This is a genomic window from Ohtaekwangia kribbensis, from assembly GCF_042676245.1.
GTDB classification, from domain to species: domain Bacteria; phylum Bacteroidota; class Bacteroidia; order Cytophagales; family Cyclobacteriaceae; genus Ohtaekwangia; species Ohtaekwangia kribbensis.
Window position 1 is genome coordinate 209,563 of sequence record NZ_JBHTKA010000016.1, and the last position, 17,911, is coordinate 227,473.

Sequence of the window (17,911 nt, forward strand, 5' to 3'; positions counted from 1 at the left end):
ATTGCCTCATGCGTTGCTATAAATATATAGTTGTTGTGTGGCTATTGGTTAGCCTGCAGGTAAACCAGGTATACGCACAGGTGTCGTATATTACCAGGGAGAAAAAGGGAAAGTCGTTTTCGCTGGTATCGGCTGGTAAGGCTGTATCGTTCTATGTTGATGATACAGATTATGCCGGAGTTATGCGTGCGACAAAAGATCTTCAGAAGGATATAGCACGCGTCTCGGATGTAACGCCTCAATTGATTGTAAATAATTTTTCAGGTGGCGATGCCGTTATCATCGGCACCCTTGGTAAAAGTAAACTGATCGATCAGCTTGTTGCCGCAAAAAAACTGAAAGTAAAAGACATTGCCGGTAAATGGGAAACCTTCGTGATACAGGTAATCGACAATCCCATGGTAGGTATACCGCGTGCACTGGTAATTGCTGGTAGTGATAAACGCGGAACGATCTTCGGTATATATGACGTCTCGCGGCAGATTGGTGTATCACCGTGGCATTGGTGGGCCGATGTGCCACCTCAGAAAAGCAGTAGTCTGTACGTTGTGCCGGGACGTTACGTGCAAGGTGAACCACCCGTAAAGTACAGAGGCATCTTTATCAACGATGAAGAGCCTGCGTTGGGGCGATGGGCTGTTGAAAACTATGGTGGATTCAATCATAAATTCTACGAGAAAGTTTTTGAGCTCATCCTTCGTCTCAAAGGGAATTATCTCTGGCCTGCCATGTGGTGGGCAAGCTTCAATAGCGATGATACACTGAACCCCAAGCTGGCAGACGAGTTTGGTATCGTGATGGGAACAACGCACCACGAGCCCATGATGCGGGCCCATGCCGAATGGCGAAAGACCGGACAAGGTCCCTGGAATTATGAGAAGAACGAAAGTATACTTCGTAAATTCTGGACAGAAGGTATACAGCGCATGGAAAATTATGAAAGCATAGTGTCCGTTGGGATGCGGGGTGATGGAGACATGGCCATGAGCGAAGACACAAACATTGCTTTGCTTGAACGCATCGTAAAAGACCAGCGTGATATCATACAGCAGGTAACGGGCAAAGAACCTTCTGCAACGCCTCAGCTATGGGCGCTGTACAAAGAGGTGCAGGATTACTACGACAAAGGCATGCGTGTACCAGACGATGTTACACTTCTGCTCTGCGATGACAACTGGGGAAACATTCGAAAGCTGCCGAAGCTGGAAGATAAACCGCGCAAAGGCGGCTATGGTATATATTACCATTTTGATTATGTAGGTGGTCCGCGGAACTATAAATGGATCAACACCAACCAGATCGAACGTACATGGGAGCAAATGCACCTTGCGAATGAGTATGGAGCCAACCAGATCTGGATTGTCAATGTAGGCGACATAAAACCGATGGAATTACCGACTTCGTTTTTCCTGGATTACGCGTGGAATCCCAAGCGCTGGAATCAATCCAACCTGAAAGACTATACCGAACAGTGGGCAAGAGAACAATTCGGAAGTATATACGCGAAGGAAATTGCTGCTATACTGAGCGGCTACACAAAATATAATGCACGCAGAAAACCGGAGCTGCTTTCTCCCGATACCTATAGTATAACAAACTATCGCGAAGCAGAGACACTGCTAAGCGAATTTCACGCTTTAGTACAGCAGGCTGAAAAGATAAACGCTGCATTGCCAGCTGAATATAGGGATTCATTCTTTCAACTTGTGTTACACCCTGTGAAGGCTTCGGCTAATTTAAATGAAATGTATGTGACCGCTGCGCGTAATCACTTGTACGCTGCGCAAGGTCGTGCCGCTACGAACGAACAGGCAGAGCACGTACGAAAGTTGTTTGATGAAGATGCTGCTTTGTCTCGTCAATACAACAAAGGTATAGCGAACGGAAAGTGGAACCACATGATGGACCAGACACACATCGGCTATACCTACTGGCAACAGCCGTCTAACGATGTAATGCCGGAGGTTAAGATCATTCGTGTGCCGGAAGCTGCAGCTATGGGGGTAGCGATTGAGGGCTCGGATGATGTATGGCCCGTGGCGCAGCAACCGGCAGTGTTGCCTGAGTTCGATGCGTTCAATCAACAGGTATACTATATCGAGATCTTCAATCATGGACAAACACCGTTTGAATATACGGTAACCGCCAACGCTCCCTATATTAAAATAAGTGAACCGACCGGAAGCATCGACAGGGAACAGCGTATCTGGATCAGGATCGATTGGCCGAACGTTCCATCCGGCAAATATACTATACCAATAACCGTAAAGGGAGTGAACGAGAATGTTGTAGTCAACGCCATCGTGAATAATGTGAAACCAACGATCTCACAACCCAAAACATTTATAGCGGGTAATGGCTATATATCCATCGAGGCTGAACATTATGCAAAGGCCGTTAACTCATCCACTGTCCGTTGGGATGTTATACCCGGGCTGGGTAGAACGTTGTCATCAGTCACAACGTTTCCGGTTGCGGCCAAAAGCGAAACATTAAGTTCAACAAGCCCACACCTGGAATACGGAGTATATTTACAGGATAGTGGATCGGTAAAGGTTAAACTATACCTTTCTCCAACGCTGAACATTCACAATACAACAGGACTTCGCTTTGCCGTTTCATTTGATAACGAAGCTCCGCAGGTCATCAACCTGCATGATGACTCATCGCTCAAAGTATGGGAGCAATGGGTGAGTGACAATGTGATTGTAAAAACATCAAACCATGTGCTGCAACGGGGTGGCTACCATACACTCAAGTTCTGGCGCATTGATGCAGGTGTAGTATTGCAAAAGCTGGTTGTCGAGACGAAAGAAATTAAACCGAGTTACCTGGCACCACCGGAGAGTTATTCTACCGGTAGAACCAATCCGCACTAAATATATATCCCAACACCAAACCAATGACAATTTACAGAAAAGCATGTACAGCCGTAACATCTATACTGATGATGCTGACGGCAGAATCCATCGCGCAAGCTAGCGATGACAAAGGTTTAAAAGATCACTATAAGGATTACTTCCCCGTAGGTGTAGCTGTGTCTCCGCGGGCATTACAGGGTGCAGAGGGAGAATTGATACTGAAGCAATTCAGCAGCATGACTCCTGAAAATGCCATGAAGATGGGACCGATTCACCCGGAAGAGAATCGGTACTATTGGGACGATGCCGACAAGATTATAGACTTTGCCCAGAAACATAATCTCAAGGTCCGTGGACACGCACTCTGCTGGCACGAGCAAGCACCACGCTGGATATTTACCGATGCGAAAGGCGATACCGTTAGTAAAGCTATACTCCTGCAGCGCTTGAAAGATCACATCACCACCGTAGTAAGTCGCTATCGTGGAAAGATATATGCGTGGGATGTTGTGAACGAAGCCGTAGCCGATGATCCGAAACAACTGCTGCGTAACTCCCCGTGGTATCGTATATGCGGAGAAGATTTTATCGTTAAAGCCTTTGAGTACGCACACGCTGCCGACCCATCTGCACAACTTTTCTACAACGACTATAACACCGAGCGTCCTGAGAAACGCGATCACGTATATACTTTATTAAAGAAGCTCGTAGATGCCGGAGTTCCGATCCATGGCGTTGGCCTTCAAGGACATTGGTCGATCTTCGAACCCACAGAGGCAGAACTGCGCACCGCCCTCGATAAGTTTTCGTCCCTCAAATTGAAAGTACAGATCACCGAGCTGGATATATCGATATACAAGTGGGAAAAATTTCAGCGCGAACGGAGACAGGGTGAGTCAGACGTTTTTACGTCAGAGCTAGAGAGCAAGCAACTCGAACAGTACAAAATGGTTTTCAAAGTCTTCCGCGAGTATAAAAACGTCATCACAGGAGTAACCTTCTGGAACATATCCGACAAACACACCTGGCTCGACAATTATCCCGTACCAGGCCGCAAAAACTATCCGCTGCTGTTTGGTGTAGATTTGAAGCCGAAGCGTGCGTATTTCGCAGTGACTCGATTTAAGTAGAAAGCTTCGAGCTGCAAGCTACTAGCTGCTAGCCCGAGGTCGGTAACGTAAATGATTTGTTGTAGTAGAATGGATAGATGGGAAAATTGTAAGATTATAAGATTTGAAAGATTGAGTGCATTTAATCTTCCAATTTTTTAATTTTCCAATCTTCCAATTTCAACTTCATCACTACGACACGAAAGCGATTAAATTAGCACTCTCAAGCTAGCAGCTAGTGCCTGGTAGCTCGCAGCTAATTTCAACGCGAAGCGTCACAAAAGAAGAGAAACGTAAAAACTAAGAATAACTTCTATGATGGAACAAACAATGCGCTGGTACGGACCGCACGATGCGGTGAGCCTGACAGATATACTGCAGTCGGGATGTACTGGTGTGGTAACGGCCCTGCATCATATACCAGTTGGTGATGTGTGGACAATTGAAGAGATTGAAAAGCGAAAGGCTATGATCGAGAAAGCCGGCATGACCTGGACTGTAATTGAAAGTTTACCGGTACATGAAGATATAAAACGGCAGGGTGGTAACTACCTGCAGTATATTGAAAACTATAAACAGAGTCTGAAGAACGTAGGCAAGTGTGGGCTGAAAGTTGTTACGTATAACTTTATGCCGATCCTCGACTGGATGCGCACGGATATATCCTACAACATGCCCGATGGGAGCAAGGCGCTATATTTCGAGAAGGCTGCATTTATAGCGTTCGATCTTTTTCTGCTGAAGCGCCCGAATGCTGCCAAAGACTACACTACTGACGAAATAGCGCTGGCTGAGAAACGTTTTGATGGCATGACCGAAGCGGAGCGTGAAAAGCTTTTCCATAACGCAACGCTTGGGCTACCGGGCAGTGACGAACCGTTTACTGCTCCGGAAATTCTCGCAGCATTAAAAAAGTACGAAGGCATTAACGCTGACAAACTGAGAGAGAACTTATACTACTTCCTGAAACAGGTAACTCCCGCTGCGGAAGAAGCTGGTGTGAAGATGGCGATACACCCGGATGATCCTCCGTATTCTATATTAGGTTTGCCACGCATCATGAGCACCGAGAAAGATGCCACTGATCTGGTAAAGAATGTTCCTTCTCCTGCCAACGGACTTTGTTTCTGCACCGGCTCGTATGGTGCCAGAGCGGATAACGATCTGCCGGGTATGGTAAAGCGACTGGGCGATCACATCAACTTCTTGCATTTACGCAGCACCAAGCGCGACTATAAAGGTGACTTCTACGAAGCTAACCACCTCGAAGGCGATGCTGATATGTTTAGCGTAGTAAAAGAAGTTGTACAACTGATGAAACGCAGAGGTATATCTATACCGATGCGCCCCGACCACGGCCACCAGATGCTTGACGACCTCAACAAGAAAACCTATCCCGGTTATTCTGCCATAGGTCGCTTGCGCGGTTTAGCCGAACTCCGTGGATTGGAGTTGGGTATAGCGAGAATGCTGGAATAAGGTATATATCAACTATAGCAAAGCAGAGTTTTCATCAGAAAGCCCTGCTTTTTTTATTGTATACTTTTTAGGATGTCTGTCTCTTCTTCAATTGCATCGAGCAGTACAAACAGTCCTTCAAGGTCTAACAATGTTTCCGCCATATAGGGCGATGAGCTGTGGCTTTCGTAAATCATGTGCGCTAATATCATCCTACTGAGATTTTTACGAAAGCGTTTGGCTGGGTGGTTCTCTATAAAATGCAAAAAAACCTCCTGCAGAGGAATTGACAGCAGCCGATCTGGTTTAAAATTTTCATTTTCAGTAGGAATCGTAGGTTGAGCCATACCTTTATAATTTAGTATTGATTATCAATTTATTATAGTATTTATGACTAGGTATAAATATGGGGGTAAAAATACCTAAATATTTTTATCTTATATAATTGATATGTGAAAAAAGTTGACATAACAGATAAACAGTTTGAGGTATTGCAGCTAATAGCTGAAGGATACAACAGTGAAGAAATTGCCAAGAAGTTGGGGAACAGTAAGAAAACTATAGATGCAATTCGTATTGAAATGCTTAATCGTTTTCAGGTTAAGAACGCAGCACACCTTGTTGCTTATGCGTTTAGAAAGAAATGGCTTAAGTAATCGCATTTTGTTTTTGTAAATACTCATGGGACGATGCTTATTTATTTTATAGTTCCTATAGTTGGGTTGGTTATTGAAGCCTTCCTCAGCAGGAAAGTTGCTCTTTATATTTTTCTTTTGTCTTGCTTGTTGCTTTCTCCGAACTTGATAGGCTATTCTTATATAATACCGGGGGGCAATCAGGTTGTAGCTCTTTTAGGATTAAGCAGTGCTTATTCGCTTTGTTCGTGGTCTATTGAAAAGAATAAAATAACAGTTGCCGTCATTGTTTCTGTGTTTCTCTTTATTGTTTTAAGTATAGGCTCATTTATGAAAGGTTTTGTTGGTTCAAAAACCGTTGATAAGAAGTGGGATATTGATGAGTATCGGATTGAGTATATCCGTGATCAAGGTTTTGCCGGAGGACCGTTAATGAAATATGAATTGCATAAGTATGCAATGATTCCTATTCTTATTGCGAAAAAGGAAACTGTAGTGGATAATGATACTACAGGAAGTTGCAAAGTAATTTTTATCAAAAGTGAAATTGTTTTTGATAAGTGTAGCGGCAGTATAAAACACAATACAGGACGTTAGAGATGGGAAGGTCCCGGTTTTTGTTTTGATCTAAGGGAAGTCGTGGATGTTTAACGGAAGTCCTTATACGTATTAGAAGCAAATGAAAAATAGAATTTTTGGCTGGGCATTATCAATAGGCACCACGCTATTGTTGTTTACTAATATCGGGAAGTTTAAAGGTGCTTATTATACTTTTTTCTATAGAGATGAACATTTTCGATTGAAAGATTATCTTGTTTCAGTTGCCAATCCATTGTTGTATTTGGTTATCGTTTATACCGGAGTGTCGCTAGGAATTCAATACATAAAATTGAACAAAGGAGCGCATCTGAAAAATAAGAAGATATGGTTTGTTACTGTGATGATGATTTGGATAATGCTTGAGTTGCCCTTTTATAAGTGCGGCTATGGCGTGCGTCATTCGTTCTGGGAAAGTCAACGAGGACATTTTCATTGACCCTGGATTTTAATCTGAACATAAATTCCGATATTTATTTTCAGATCACATCGTTGGTAATAAACAAAACAACTCTCCGTGCACCTTGTGCCTCCTTCGTGCCCTCTGTGCAATTGGATTTTTCTATTTGCTACACGACAGCAAATCCATTGCACGAAGAACACAAAGAAAACATAAAGCTTCAACTAACCAATAACGCTACAATCCCATGACCATATCTACTCCAACCCAAACCGGAGCCCCCATAAGTCAATCCGAGCGCATTGTCGTGCTGGATAGTGTTCGCGGTATCGCTATACTTGGTATCCTGCTAATGAATATTGGTCTCTTTGCATTACCCAATCCTATTGGACATGACCCTTCGGTGATGAAAGAATCCGGACTGAACTATTACTGGTGGTATATCACATCTGTATTTTTTGACGGCACCCAACGAGCGCTGTTCTCGATGTTGTTCGGTGCCGGCATTATTCTCTTCATCGGCCGACAGGAGAACAGGAGCGAAGGCCTTCAACCTGCCGACTATTTCTTCAGAAGACAGCTGTGGCTGATTGCATTTTCACTCTTCGATGTTTTTATCTTACTCTGGAACGGAGATATACTCCTGGACTATGCCTGCTTCGGCATGATACTCTTCACCTTTAGAAAGCTGCAGCCACGGACGCTTATTATAGCGGCAGCCGTATGTCTTGCATTAATGCTGGTTCGCGAGAACCGCGATTTCTATCAACGTAAAAGTATAATTATCAAAGGAGAAGCCGTTGCTGCCATTGATACAACCAAAACCAAATTAACAGAAGATCAAAAAGCAGCACTGGAAAAAATGACAGCCTTCAAAAAAAGAACAACACCAGAGGGTAAACAAAAGCGTGTTGAGGAAGCGAAGCGCGAAGTGCTCGGCAACTACGCAAGGGTGTATGAATATCGTACCAACGATTATCTCGATAACCTCGGTCGCTTTATATTTTTGTATGCCTGGGATATACTGGTTTTCTTTTTTCTGGGAATGGCATTTTACAAGAACGGAGTTCTTACCGGAAAAGCTTCCGTAAGTATATATGCATGGATGGCCATTCTCGGCCTCGCGATCGGAATACCACTGGCATATTTGAGGGTGCAGGCACAGATAAACTATAATTTTAACGGCTATGAGTATGTCAAGAATGTACCGTTGCAGTTTTACCAGCTTGACCGTGTAGCCCGGTCGTTGGGACTGCTGGGTGTCATTATGTTACTTTATAAATCTGGCTTGTTCAATTGGTTCTTCAGAATGTTGCAGCCGGTAGGACAAATGGCGTTGACAAACTACCTCTCACAATCGCTTATCTGTGGCTTGCTGTTCAGCGGCTTTGCTTTTGGTTTGTACGGGAAACTTGAACGCTATGAAGTATATAATGTGGTGCTCATCATCTGGGTATTCCAGATTATATTCTGCAACATCTGGATGCGTTACTTTTTGTACGGACCTGCAGAGTGGCTGTGGAGAAGCCTCACGTATTGGAAGAAGCAGCCTTTGGTGAAACGACTAAATTGAAATATGGCGTTGGATTCACGTCAGCTATATATTGCAGCATCGCACTTAAACTCTGTTGTTACCTGGAATAATGATTGGATTCATTTTGGAACAGGTAATGAGATAAAGGTTGACCTCGTTATCCGGATTATGAATGAATTTCTTACCGGTGATACTATAAATTTTGTATTCGAGCGAACGAATTCACAGGCATACAGTCGAATAGAGATACTGAAGGTAATTACTCCGCATTTAGGAGTTCACGACTTTCAGTTGTGGAATACAGCTTTAGACCGGACAATCAAATTCAGCAGGATCGGTGTGTTGTTGCCCGGTGAAAAGAAAGGAAACCTGAAAATGAAGATTAAAATCGGTATCGGTATAATTATATATAAATCGGGTAAAGTACTCATCGGACAACGCATCGGCAGTCACGGTGCCAACACATGGTCGTTTCCCGGAGGACATTTAGAAGAGGGCGAGGAGCCCGAAGCGACTGCCGGAAGAGAGCTCCTGGAGGAAACCGGACTGAAAGTAAATATACTTGCTCCCGCAGGATTTACCTTCGATCACTTTGAAGAGAACAACACCAGCTATATTACGCTGTTCTACAAAGGTGATTGGGTAACCGGAACTCCCGGGATTCTTGAGAAGGACAAATGCCTGGAATGGCGCTGGGCCGATCCGCATGACCTTCCTCAACCTCTTTTCAAACCGGTTGCAAGTTTACTGAAGCAGGGGAGTATATAGTATATTTTGATTTATTTGTCTTTGTTGTACTCGGCTATATCAAAGCTACCAGTGCTGCGTTTTTTATCGGTTGTGATGCCGAAGAGTTATGCAGAGATTTCGGGCGCAGATAGAAGCGCTTCGAGGTAAATACTTCAAATCAGAAGATGTTTGAAGCGGAAAATCGTGAAAGTTCTGATTGCGCGACTAGTAACAACGAATGTATTTAAATGGCAACCAGGATAAGAGCACTAAACAAAAGAGCCGGTAAAAAACAGAGTGAATAATTGAGTCTTGAATAATTTTTTCGTAGCACCGTAAACAGCGAGCTTACAAGTAATAAGTAGTGTAGTGGAATTCCAAAAGAATAGATTGTTTTGGGTGCGGGATACATTTCATAATTGGAAAGTCCAATTGCTTTTGCAGTTTTTAGTATAGGTGTAAATTCGAAGATGACTATTGGTTTTTCATCGGAATAATAGTCGTAGTTGAGATGTACCGGATGAGGCACAGCAATGGTAAAATCCTTCGTTCGCATGTAACTCACCAGTTTGCCTGGATCATAATTTTTTAAGCTTCTGGTTGCTCCTTCTCGCTGTTGCCATCCTTCAATGGCTGTTTCTTTGATGATTATTGAAGGCAGATAGAAATCAATTACAAGGAGTGTTGCAATTGCGAGAAACAAAAATGACAGACGTCTGAAAAACCTGAAAATGCTTTTTTGCCAACCTATATTTTCATTGATATAGGATTGCGGATCGCCTTTTTTGTAGAACGTAGTTTCATCATTAGGTCTGTTCGTCATGTCGCTCGGCTCCATTCCTTCCTCGGTATTAAATGTGCATAATATTACTGAGAATAATTTGTTGATGGAATATATGCAAACCTATTCTGCAATGGATTGAGGATCCTTTTGGGAATGATTTAGTGGTAGAAACTATATAAAGCTTACCGAAAGTATTTTTTTCATTTCACTCTTTTCATTAAGTTTAGATTAACAAAAGGTTATCCCCACCTAAACTGATGAAAATGCAGGAACACGCTGATATCAGAAACCTTTTACTCCGCATCTCGCAAAGCGATCAACTTGCTTTTCGTATACTCTTCCGCGCGTACTCCAATCGTGTATATGGTTTTGCACTCAGGCTTACACGCAACGCTATAACAGCCGAAGAAATTGTTCAGGATATATTTATGAAACTTTGGATAAACCGCGAGTCGGTTAGTACCATCGAACAATTCTCTGCCTATCTCTTTACCATTACGCGAAATCATACTTTTAATATGCTGAAGAAGGTTGCTATTGAAGCGACTGCCAAGAACAACCTGAGCAAAGAATTATCAGAAGCACATCGCGATACCGAGGAGACTATACTTTACCGTGAATCACAACGCATCCTTAACGAAGTGATCAGCAACCTGCCACCTCAACAAAAACTCGTCTATAGCCTCTGCCACAACGAGGGATTAAAATACGAAGAGGTAGCCCAACGCCTCAACATCTCACGCCTCACGGTAAAGACACACATGCAACAAGCGTTGAGAACGATCAAGTCACACTTTTTGAGTTTGGGGGCAGTTTTAGCGTGGCTGCTGAATTAAACGAAAGCGTTTAAGGAGTTGCTAGCTTCTGGCTGCCAGCTGCTGGTAGATTTTCGGTTAGTGACGTGATGCGCGTTGAAGGAGTTTCTGTTCTCTGGCTGCTAGCTGCAGGTGAATTTCGGTAAATGAAAGTATATCTCTTCCTGGCAGAGAAAAATTTTAGCATCAACGTCTCGCAGCTCAAAGCTCGCAGCTGAGTAAATATATCTTAGCCCCCACGAGGCTCTTCCTGCAGCCAGTGGCCAGCAACCTTATAAAATTTTTTTCCTTTCGACTACTCCTTTCCTCTCCACGGATTGTCTTCCTATAAAACGCAAGCTATGGACAGTGCCCGCTTGACTTATCTTTTTCATAGGTATATAAATCGAACCTGTACGGAGGCGGAGCGTATTGAATTTTTGGAGATGGTCAATGAGCCTGATTACGAAGTGCAGGTGAAAGATCTGATGAAGGGGTTGTGGAGTAAGGCTGATGGGACCGAGCGAATGTCGTTTGCGCGAACGGAACGAATTTTAGTAGATATACTCGGTGATGAAGAAAAAGAGATGGTTAAACATTCATCTGCATTTTCACGCTGGGGTAAAGCAGTTGCGTTGGCTTCATGTATACTGGTTGGTATAGCGGGTGTAGGATATTATATAGTATCACCACAAACCAGAAGCGAATCTATAGCAGAGCTGCCTCAGAAGGTAGAGACGCACCAGATAGTAAAGTTACCTGATGGAAGTGTTGTGGTGTTGAATGCAGGAAGCTCGCTCGAATTTCCGGAGACCTTTAAAGGAAAAAAGAATCGCGAAGTTACACTGCGAGGTGAGGGGTACTTTGATATAAAGCATGATGCTTCTGCTCCTTTTATAGTATATACCGGTAAACTGCGCACAACGGTGTTGGGAACGGCTTTTAACATCAAGGCATATCCCAACGATAATGATATTACGGTAACGGTAACACGGGGGAAAGTAAAGGTAAGTGACGATCAAAAAGTGATTGGTATTATTACGCCTGATCAGCAGATAAAATTCAACAAGTATCAGGAGGCATCACAACAACAGCGTGTGGACAGTAAAGAAGTAGTGTCCTGGTCGGACCGCGATATATTCTTTGACGATGCAACACTGGCGGATGTAGCGAAGCAACTCGAACAGCGTTTCAAGGTTGCCATCGTTTTGGACAATGATACTATAAAAGATTGTCGCTTTACAGCAACGTTTGTGAGTGGCGAAGATCTTAACCAGATATTAACGGTGATTTGTGAATTCAATGGTTCACATTTCAATCGTGATGCAACGGGCGTGATTCACATCAGTGGAGGAGCCGGGTGCTGAAGATATACTATTAACCTAAACAATTAACCTAAACCCAAAGCTGCATGAAAAGACTATACGCTGAGATCTGAAGCATCCCGAAGACTCCCTGCCCAGGGCAGGGAGCGCTTCAGAAAGCTCCTGCTGCACGACTGGCATCGCGACAGCAGGTGTGTTTTAAATAATTCCTCAATCACTTAAAACATATCAAAAATATGAATTTTTCTGTGTCTCATGCAGAAGGGAAGCCGCCTTTTATCCATCCGGCAAACCTTGCATGGCTGATCCACCAACCATTTATTCGTCAGCTTATGCGTATAAGTTTACTTCTGATGGTTTTTTCGCTTACGTGTCTTACCATGTTGCTCGCCACACCGGGCAGAGGACAAGGGGCGGAAACAACCACAGTTACACTTGAATTGAACGATGAATCTCTGGAGGCTGCTCTCAAAAAGATTGAGGACAAGACTCCGTTTCGCTTTGTATATCGTAATCGCGAAATAAAAGCAGCCGATCATATAACGCTACCACAAGGTACACGCACTGTATCTGAAACGCTGCAGTTATTGCTGGCAAACCAGTCGCTAACCTTCCGGCAGATCAACAATAACATTTTGATCGAGCGTAAAGAAGAAACAGAAACAGTCCGTGAGCCTGTTCGTGAAGCAGCGGATATCACACAACAGACTATTACCGGTAAGGTAACAGCAGCAGGCGACAACGCTCCGCTGCCAGGTGTAAGTGTCATGCTGAAAGGTACACAGAGCGGAACGGTTACTGACGCTCAGGGTAATTATACACTTGAAGCAAATACAACCGATGCTACGCTGATCTTTTCATTTATAGGCTATAAAACCACAGAGGTTGCTGTAGGTGGAAGAAGTACAGTAGATATAGCATTGGAGACTGATGTAACACAACTTACCGAAGTAGTGGTAACTTCGTTTGGTATAGCACAGGAGAAACGTTCGCTCGGTTTTTCGGCACAGAATATAGATGGCAGTAACCTTACCGTAACGCGTCAACCCAATGTGGTGAGCGCTTTGCAGGGACAAGTGTCTGGTGTGCAGATTACGAATGCCGGTGGCGCACCGGGAACAAGTTCCCGTATTGTGATTCGTGGATTAACTTCGTTGAATACATCCGGTAACAATCAACCGTTGTTTGTGATCGATGGTATACCGATGGATAACAGTACTGATGAATCACCAAATACATCGCGTGGTTTAAGTAATCGTGCGGTTGATATTAATCCGAATGATATTGAATCGGTAAATATACTCAAGGGAGCAGCAGCCACGGCGTTGTATGGTGTGCGTGCAGCAGCCGGTGCTATTGTGATCACAACCAAACGCGGTAAAGCCGGTGCGGTAAAGATCGATGTTAACAGTTCGATCGGTTTTCAAAAAGTAAATCGCTATCCTGATTTTCAAACGGAATATGGACAAGGCTGGTATGGCGCGGCTGATCGCACGAGTGTATACCCGGCATGGGGTGCACCGTTTAGTGCTGCTTCTTTGCAAGATCCTACCTATAAATACTATGATAATTACCGCAACGTAATGGAGACCGGTAAATCGTTTGATAATTACCTGAGTGTATCCGGTGGAAATGAATTTGCTACCTTCTATACCTCGGTGTCCAATACAAAACAGACCGGTGTTATTCCTTCCAGCTCGTGGGACAGAACATCTGCAAAACTTTCGGGTACATTAAATTTCAAGAATAAATTTACCGTTACAGGATCATTCACGTATTCCAATTCTGGTGGAGACAGGGTACCAGGCGATCGCTTTGGTGAAACGCTGATGTACTATCCAACGTCCAGCGATGCTACAGACTATATCAATGAAAACGGAACACAGAAATATATAGGCCTCTCCGATAACCCGATCTACGCGGCCAAGTTCTGGACGTATGAGGATGATGTAGATCGTACACTCGGTAATCTTTACTTCTCCTATAAACCCGCTTCGTGGATCAGTCTCAACTATCGTGTGGGTTCTGATTTTTACTCTGATTTCAGAGAAGAGATATTGCCCGGTCCGAAGGGCCTGGAAGGAGAAACACCGCTGAGTACCACAGGCTATATTGAGCATACACGCATTACCAATCGGATTATCAACTCGAACGTATCGGTTGAGATGAACAAAGAAATTACCAACAACCTGAAGACTACCTTGCGCGTGGGCCAGGAGTTGTTCCAGGAAGACCGGAACAAACTGATCAACACTGGTAACAACTTTGTTATACCGGGCTACTATCAGTTCAACAATGTTACGGAGGTATTGACCGAACAGGAGAAACGCCAGAGACGATTGATCGGTGTATTCGGTGACCTGATGGTAAACTATAAAGATTACCTGTACCTGAATGTTACCGGCCGTAACGACTGGACATCCACTTTACCCAAAGGCAATAATTCATTCTTCTATCCTTCGGTAAATATGAGCTTTATATTCAGTGATGTCGTGCAGTTACCGGCCGTGATATCGTATGGTAAAGTAAGAGGTTCGTATGGTCAGGTAGGAAAAGATACCGATCCATATCAGACCTCAACCACGTATGCGCGCACCGAAGGATTTCCACTCAACGGACAAGTTGGTTTTACACGCAACCAGGTAAAAGGAAGTGAAGACCTGAAGCCCGAGCGAACTACCAACGTAGAGTTAGGTGCCGAAATGCGATTCTTCGAGAGACGTTTGGGTTTTGAATTTACCTGGTATAAAGCAAACAGTCGCGATCAGATCTTTAGTGTACCGGTGTCCAATACAACGGGCTATACACGCTTCGTTGCCAATGCAGGGGAGATCGAGAACAAAGGTATAGAACTTACGTTGACGGGAACTCCCGTGCGATCAGGTGATTTCACCTGGGATGTTACACTGAACTTCACGCGAAACCGAAATACTGTAGTTGATCTTGCCGAAGGTTTTGAAGGAGGGTTTACCATTGGTTCGCAGTTTGGTTACTCCGGAAGTACAGTGACTATGGCGTTGACAGAAGGTGCTCCTTATGGTAATTTATATGGAACAAGTTTTCAACGTTACTATGGTGCTGAGGGGGCTCCGGAAGGATTGGAATATTTAGATCGTGATAAACCATTGCTGATTGGTGCCGATGGATTTCCGGTGCGCAATACATCGCAGCTCGTAGTAGGCAATGTACAGCCGAAGTGGATGGCAGGCTTGCGAAATAATTTCAGGTATAAAGGATTCAACCTCGCAGTAGTACTCGATGTGCGCTGGGACATGGATCAGTATAATCAGTATGGTAACTTCCTCGCAGCTTTTGGTAAAGAAGCGTACACCGCGAATCGAAATGATATAGTCGTGTTTGACGGATACTTGTCTGATGGCACACAGAATACAAAAGCCGTGTGGTTAGGACAAGGTATAGGTCCGGATGGTGTAAGCTATGGCGATGGTTTCTATCGCAATACATTGCGCAGATTGTCGGAGCCGTTTGTACAGGATGCTTCCTTTGTAAAACTGCGCAGTGCAAGTTTATCCTATAGTTTACCGAACAGCATTTTGGCGAAGTCTCCATTCCAGGCGGTTACGCTTTCCGCGAGTGTAAATAATATTATACTCTGGACACCGTGGAGCGGATACGACCCCGAGTCTTTCAGCGGTGGTGCCGGAACGAATGTTACGGGTTTCTCCGGATTGGATTACCCGGGCGTGGCCACGACAACCTTCACACTGAATCTCACACTATAAAATCGATCGTATGAAAAAGTTCTTGAAATATATACTAAGCATATTTTCGATACTAAGCGTTGCAGGATGTTCTGATTACCTCGATGTAAACGATAATCCGAATGAACCTACAACGGTACCCCTAAGCTCGCTGATGGCGACAACGTCATTTACTACCGGAGAAAATATACAGGCGATTGGTGGCATAACGTCATACTACGTACAATACCTGGCATCACCCAATCCTTCGGGATCTACCGATACACAGGAACCTGTAGCATACGATGACGCATGGTTCAGACTATATCACACCTTGGGAGATATAGCAGACATGGAAAAGCAGGCCATAGAAACAGGCGCTACACATTATGATGGTGCTGCTAAATTGTTAAAAGCTATACACCTGTTGCTCATCGTTGATGCGTGGGGAGATGTACCCTATACTGAAGCACTCTTTGCTGAAACAGTAACGCCTGCTTATGACGAAGACCAGGATCTATATTCCATTATACTGACGCTGATCGACAATGGTATAGCAGAACTGGAAAAAGAAGAAACAACGTATGCCCTGGGTGCACAAGACTTTATCTATGGCGACCGCAGCGGTGATGCGCAAGTGGAAGCCTGGATAAAAATGGGATATGCGCTGAAAGCACGGACTCTTTTGCATACCAGTAAAACATCGGGCTACGATCCGCAGGATGTGCTGACTGCATTGGACAATGCTTTTGACAGCAACGCTGATAATGCTGATATAACATACTTCGACACGGAGTTTAATCCCTGGGCTTCGGTAGCGCGCAACCAGGAATCACTGATTCTCGATGGTTGGATATCTGAGCAACTGGTGCAGACGATGGATGGAACCAGTTACGTTGTAGCAGATCCTCGCATGGGCTTTATGTTTGGAGATACAGAAGATGGAAGCTTTATAGGTGTACCCAATGGTGCCGGCCGAGGCGGAGCGGATGTTAGCGGAGATCGTTCCGTGCTGGAGCGCGGTACCTATTACGCAAGCGATACATCTCCGATGCTGATCATTACGTATGCCGAACAAAAATTTATAGAAGCCGAAGCTGCGTTTGATGCAGACGATAAACCACGTGCCTATACCGCGTACCTCGATGGTATACGTGCACACATGGACATGGTAGGTGTGGACGCAGGCGATCGCGATGATTATATCAATGATGCCTCTATCAGTGTGGGCAGTGATGATCTTACGATAGAGTTGATCATGAAAGAGAAATATATAGCGATGTTCCTCCACCCCGAAACATGGGCAGACGCCAGACGCTATAATTTTCAGTATAAGGACATGACGATCCCGGCGAATCTGAATCCTGATCTCAATGGTAATTATGCCAGACGCCTGATGTACCCGGACTCAGAAACCGGACGAAATGTAGCCAACGTTCCGTCTGTTACACAGCTTGACAGAATCTGGTGGGATGTAGCCAACTAAACTGAATTATACCATGAAAATATATAGCTATATAAATATCGTCTGCCTGATGTTGGTGGTGGCCGTTATGGTTTCCTGCGAAGAGAACGAAGTAGTGCCTGATAACACTAAACAAGGTGAAGTTACCGTGACAATAGCCAGTATAGCATCCTCCAATGCAAAACCGGCAGCGTCTGAAACGATTACCGTTACACTGAAATTTGTTAACCTCCCGGAGGACAAAGTAAAATCGGTATTGCTGAAAGCGAAAGCAGGAACAGCCGATTATACACCGGTACAAACCTTTGACGAAGGTAGTGCTGCTACCGGTAAAGAAATTGTACACGAAGTACCCTATGTAGTAACTGCGCCTAAGGGTACCGTTATAACCTTCGATATGATTGTTACCTCGCAAAAGGAATATCCGCTTACCCGGCGGACTTCTGTTACTGTAAATTGAAACGTTAGGATTTATTTGGTTTTGGTAAAGGCTGGCTCGGTGGACGAAAATTCTGCCGG

The 17,911-nt window shown here is 44.2% G+C and carries 15 protein-coding genes; 13 read left to right on the forward strand and 2 right to left on the reverse strand.

The window, feature by feature from the left end; genetic code table 11:
* Positions 1-8 precede the first annotated feature (8 nt).
* The 3 genes from ACFQ21_RS29425 to uxuA all read left to right on the forward strand — a co-directional run bounded on the left by ACFQ21_RS29425 (position 9) and on the right by uxuA (position 5,449).
* Positions 9-2,879, forward strand: a complete 2,871-nt coding sequence (locus ACFQ21_RS29425; RefSeq protein ID WP_377586230.1) for a glycosyl hydrolase 115 family protein — start codon at positions 9-11, stop codon at positions 2,877-2,879.
* Positions 2,880-2,902: 23 nt separating this feature from the next.
* The gene (locus tag ACFQ21_RS29430; RefSeq protein WP_377586232.1) at positions 2,903-3,991 is read left to right on the forward strand and encodes an endo-1,4-beta-xylanase; all 1,089 of its coding nucleotides are present in this window, start codon (positions 2,903-2,905) and stop codon (positions 3,989-3,991) included.
* A gap of 294 nt (positions 3,992-4,285) precedes the next feature.
* Positions 4,286-5,449 carry a mannonate dehydratase gene (gene uxuA / locus ACFQ21_RS29435; RefSeq protein WP_377586234.1) on the forward strand — a complete coding sequence of 388 codons (1,164 nt, stop codon included), beginning with the start codon at positions 4,286-4,288 and terminating at the stop codon, positions 5,447-5,449.
* Positions 5,450-5,502: 53 nt separating this feature from the next.
* Here the strand turns inward: uxuA and ACFQ21_RS29440 are convergent, their stop codons facing one another.
* Entirely contained in the window at positions 5,503-5,775 is a 273-nt protein-coding gene (locus tag ACFQ21_RS29440; RefSeq protein ID WP_377586236.1) for a hypothetical protein, read from the reverse strand.
* 105 nt (positions 5,776-5,880) lie between these two features.
* Between ACFQ21_RS29440 and ACFQ21_RS29445 the strand changes: the two genes are divergently transcribed.
* The 5 genes from ACFQ21_RS29445 (at position 5,881) to ACFQ21_RS29465 (ending at position 9,362) form a co-directional block, all read left to right on the forward strand.
* Complete coding sequence (locus ACFQ21_RS29445; protein ID WP_377586238.1) at positions 5,881-6,084, forward strand: response regulator transcription factor; 204 nt, start codon at positions 5,881-5,883, stop codon at positions 6,082-6,084.
* Between the two features lie 33 nt (positions 6,085-6,117).
* Positions 6,118-6,660 (forward strand): hypothetical protein, encoded by a 543-nt coding sequence (locus ACFQ21_RS29450; protein ID WP_377586240.1) that lies wholly within the window; start codon positions 6,118-6,120, stop codon positions 6,658-6,660.
* A gap of 82 nt (positions 6,661-6,742) precedes the next feature.
* Complete coding sequence (locus tag ACFQ21_RS29455; RefSeq protein WP_377586242.1) at positions 6,743-7,099, forward strand: hypothetical protein; 357 nt, start codon at positions 6,743-6,745, stop codon at positions 7,097-7,099.
* A 208-nt stretch (positions 7,100-7,307) separates the two neighbouring features.
* On the forward strand, positions 7,308-8,633 hold the full coding sequence (locus tag ACFQ21_RS29460) for a DUF418 domain-containing protein (RefSeq protein WP_377586244.1): 1,326 nt from the start codon (positions 7,308-7,310) through the stop codon (positions 8,631-8,633).
* A 3-nt stretch (positions 8,634-8,636) separates the two neighbouring features.
* A complete protein-coding gene (locus tag ACFQ21_RS29465) occupies positions 8,637-9,362 on the forward strand; it encodes a nucleotide triphosphate diphosphatase NUDT15 (protein ID WP_377586246.1) in 726 nt (241 codons plus the stop codon).
* A 205-nt stretch (positions 9,363-9,567) separates the two neighbouring features.
* On the opposite strand, the gene ACFQ21_RS29470 is transcribed toward ACFQ21_RS29465, so the two are convergent.
* A complete protein-coding gene (locus ACFQ21_RS29470) occupies positions 9,568-10,161 on the reverse strand; it encodes a hypothetical protein (protein ID WP_377586248.1) in 594 nt (197 codons plus the stop codon).
* 203 nt (positions 10,162-10,364) lie between these two features.
* Between ACFQ21_RS29470 and ACFQ21_RS29475 the strand changes: the two genes are divergently transcribed.
* The 5 genes from ACFQ21_RS29475 to ACFQ21_RS29495 all read left to right on the forward strand — a co-directional run bounded on the left by ACFQ21_RS29475 (position 10,365) and on the right by ACFQ21_RS29495 (position 17,852).
* A complete protein-coding gene (locus ACFQ21_RS29475) occupies positions 10,365-10,943 on the forward strand; it encodes an RNA polymerase sigma-70 factor (RefSeq protein WP_377586251.1) in 579 nt (192 codons plus the stop codon).
* 320 nt (positions 10,944-11,263) lie between these two features.
* Positions 11,264-12,268: a FecR family protein gene (locus tag ACFQ21_RS29480; protein WP_377586253.1), complete on the forward strand. Its 1,005-nt coding sequence runs from the start codon at positions 11,264-11,266 to the stop codon at positions 12,266-12,268.
* Between the two features lie 194 nt (positions 12,269-12,462).
* On the forward strand, positions 12,463-15,969 hold the full coding sequence (locus ACFQ21_RS29485; RefSeq protein ID WP_377586256.1) for a SusC/RagA family TonB-linked outer membrane protein: 3,507 nt from the start codon (positions 12,463-12,465) through the stop codon (positions 15,967-15,969).
* A gap of 10 nt (positions 15,970-15,979) precedes the next feature.
* Positions 15,980-17,413, forward strand: a complete 1,434-nt coding sequence (locus ACFQ21_RS29490; protein ID WP_377586258.1) for a SusD/RagB family nutrient-binding outer membrane lipoprotein — start codon at positions 15,980-15,982, stop codon at positions 17,411-17,413.
* A 13-nt stretch (positions 17,414-17,426) separates the two neighbouring features.
* Positions 17,427-17,852, forward strand: a complete 426-nt coding sequence (locus tag ACFQ21_RS29495) for a hypothetical protein (protein WP_377586260.1) — start codon at positions 17,427-17,429, stop codon at positions 17,850-17,852.
* The last annotated feature ends 59 nt before the right edge of the window (positions 17,853-17,911 follow it).

Excerpts from the sequence above, each read along its gene's own strand:
- ACFQ21_RS29455 (WP_377586242.1), top strand. The coding sequence starts at position 6,743 with ATGAAAAATAGAATTTTTGGCTGGGCATTATCAATAGGCACCACGCTA.
- ACFQ21_RS29430 (WP_377586232.1), top strand. The coding sequence starts at position 2,903 with ATGACAATTTACAGAAAAGCATGTACAGCCGTAACATCTATACTGATG.
- uxuA (WP_377586234.1), top strand. The coding sequence starts at position 4,286 with ATGATGGAACAAACAATGCGCTGGTACGGACCGCACGATGCGGTGAGC.
- ACFQ21_RS29480 (WP_377586253.1), top strand. The coding sequence starts at position 11,264 with ATGGACAGTGCCCGCTTGACTTATCTTTTTCATAGGTATATAAATCGA.
- ACFQ21_RS29490 (WP_377586258.1), top strand. The coding sequence starts at position 15,980 with ATGAAAAAGTTCTTGAAATATATACTAAGCATATTTTCGATACTAAGC.
- ACFQ21_RS29465 (WP_377586246.1), top strand. The coding sequence starts at position 8,637 with ATGGCGTTGGATTCACGTCAGCTATATATTGCAGCATCGCACTTAAAC.
- ACFQ21_RS29440 (WP_377586236.1), bottom strand. The coding sequence starts at position 5,775 with ATGGCTCAACCTACGATTCCTACTGAAAATGAAAATTTTAAACCAGAT.
- ACFQ21_RS29460 (WP_377586244.1), top strand. The coding sequence starts at position 7,308 with ATGACCATATCTACTCCAACCCAAACCGGAGCCCCCATAAGTCAATCC.
- ACFQ21_RS29475 (WP_377586251.1), top strand. The coding sequence starts at position 10,365 with ATGAAAATGCAGGAACACGCTGATATCAGAAACCTTTTACTCCGCATC.
- ACFQ21_RS29485 (WP_377586256.1), top strand. The coding sequence starts at position 12,463 with ATGAATTTTTCTGTGTCTCATGCAGAAGGGAAGCCGCCTTTTATCCAT.
- ACFQ21_RS29425 (WP_377586230.1), top strand. The coding sequence starts at position 9 with ATGCGTTGCTATAAATATATAGTTGTTGTGTGGCTATTGGTTAGCCTG.
- ACFQ21_RS29450 (WP_377586240.1), top strand. The coding sequence starts at position 6,118 with ATGCTTATTTATTTTATAGTTCCTATAGTTGGGTTGGTTATTGAAGCC.
- ACFQ21_RS29495 (WP_377586260.1), top strand. The coding sequence starts at position 17,427 with ATGAAAATATATAGCTATATAAATATCGTCTGCCTGATGTTGGTGGTG.
- ACFQ21_RS29470 (WP_377586248.1), bottom strand. The coding sequence starts at position 10,161 with ATGGAGCCGAGCGACATGACGAACAGACCTAATGATGAAACTACGTTC.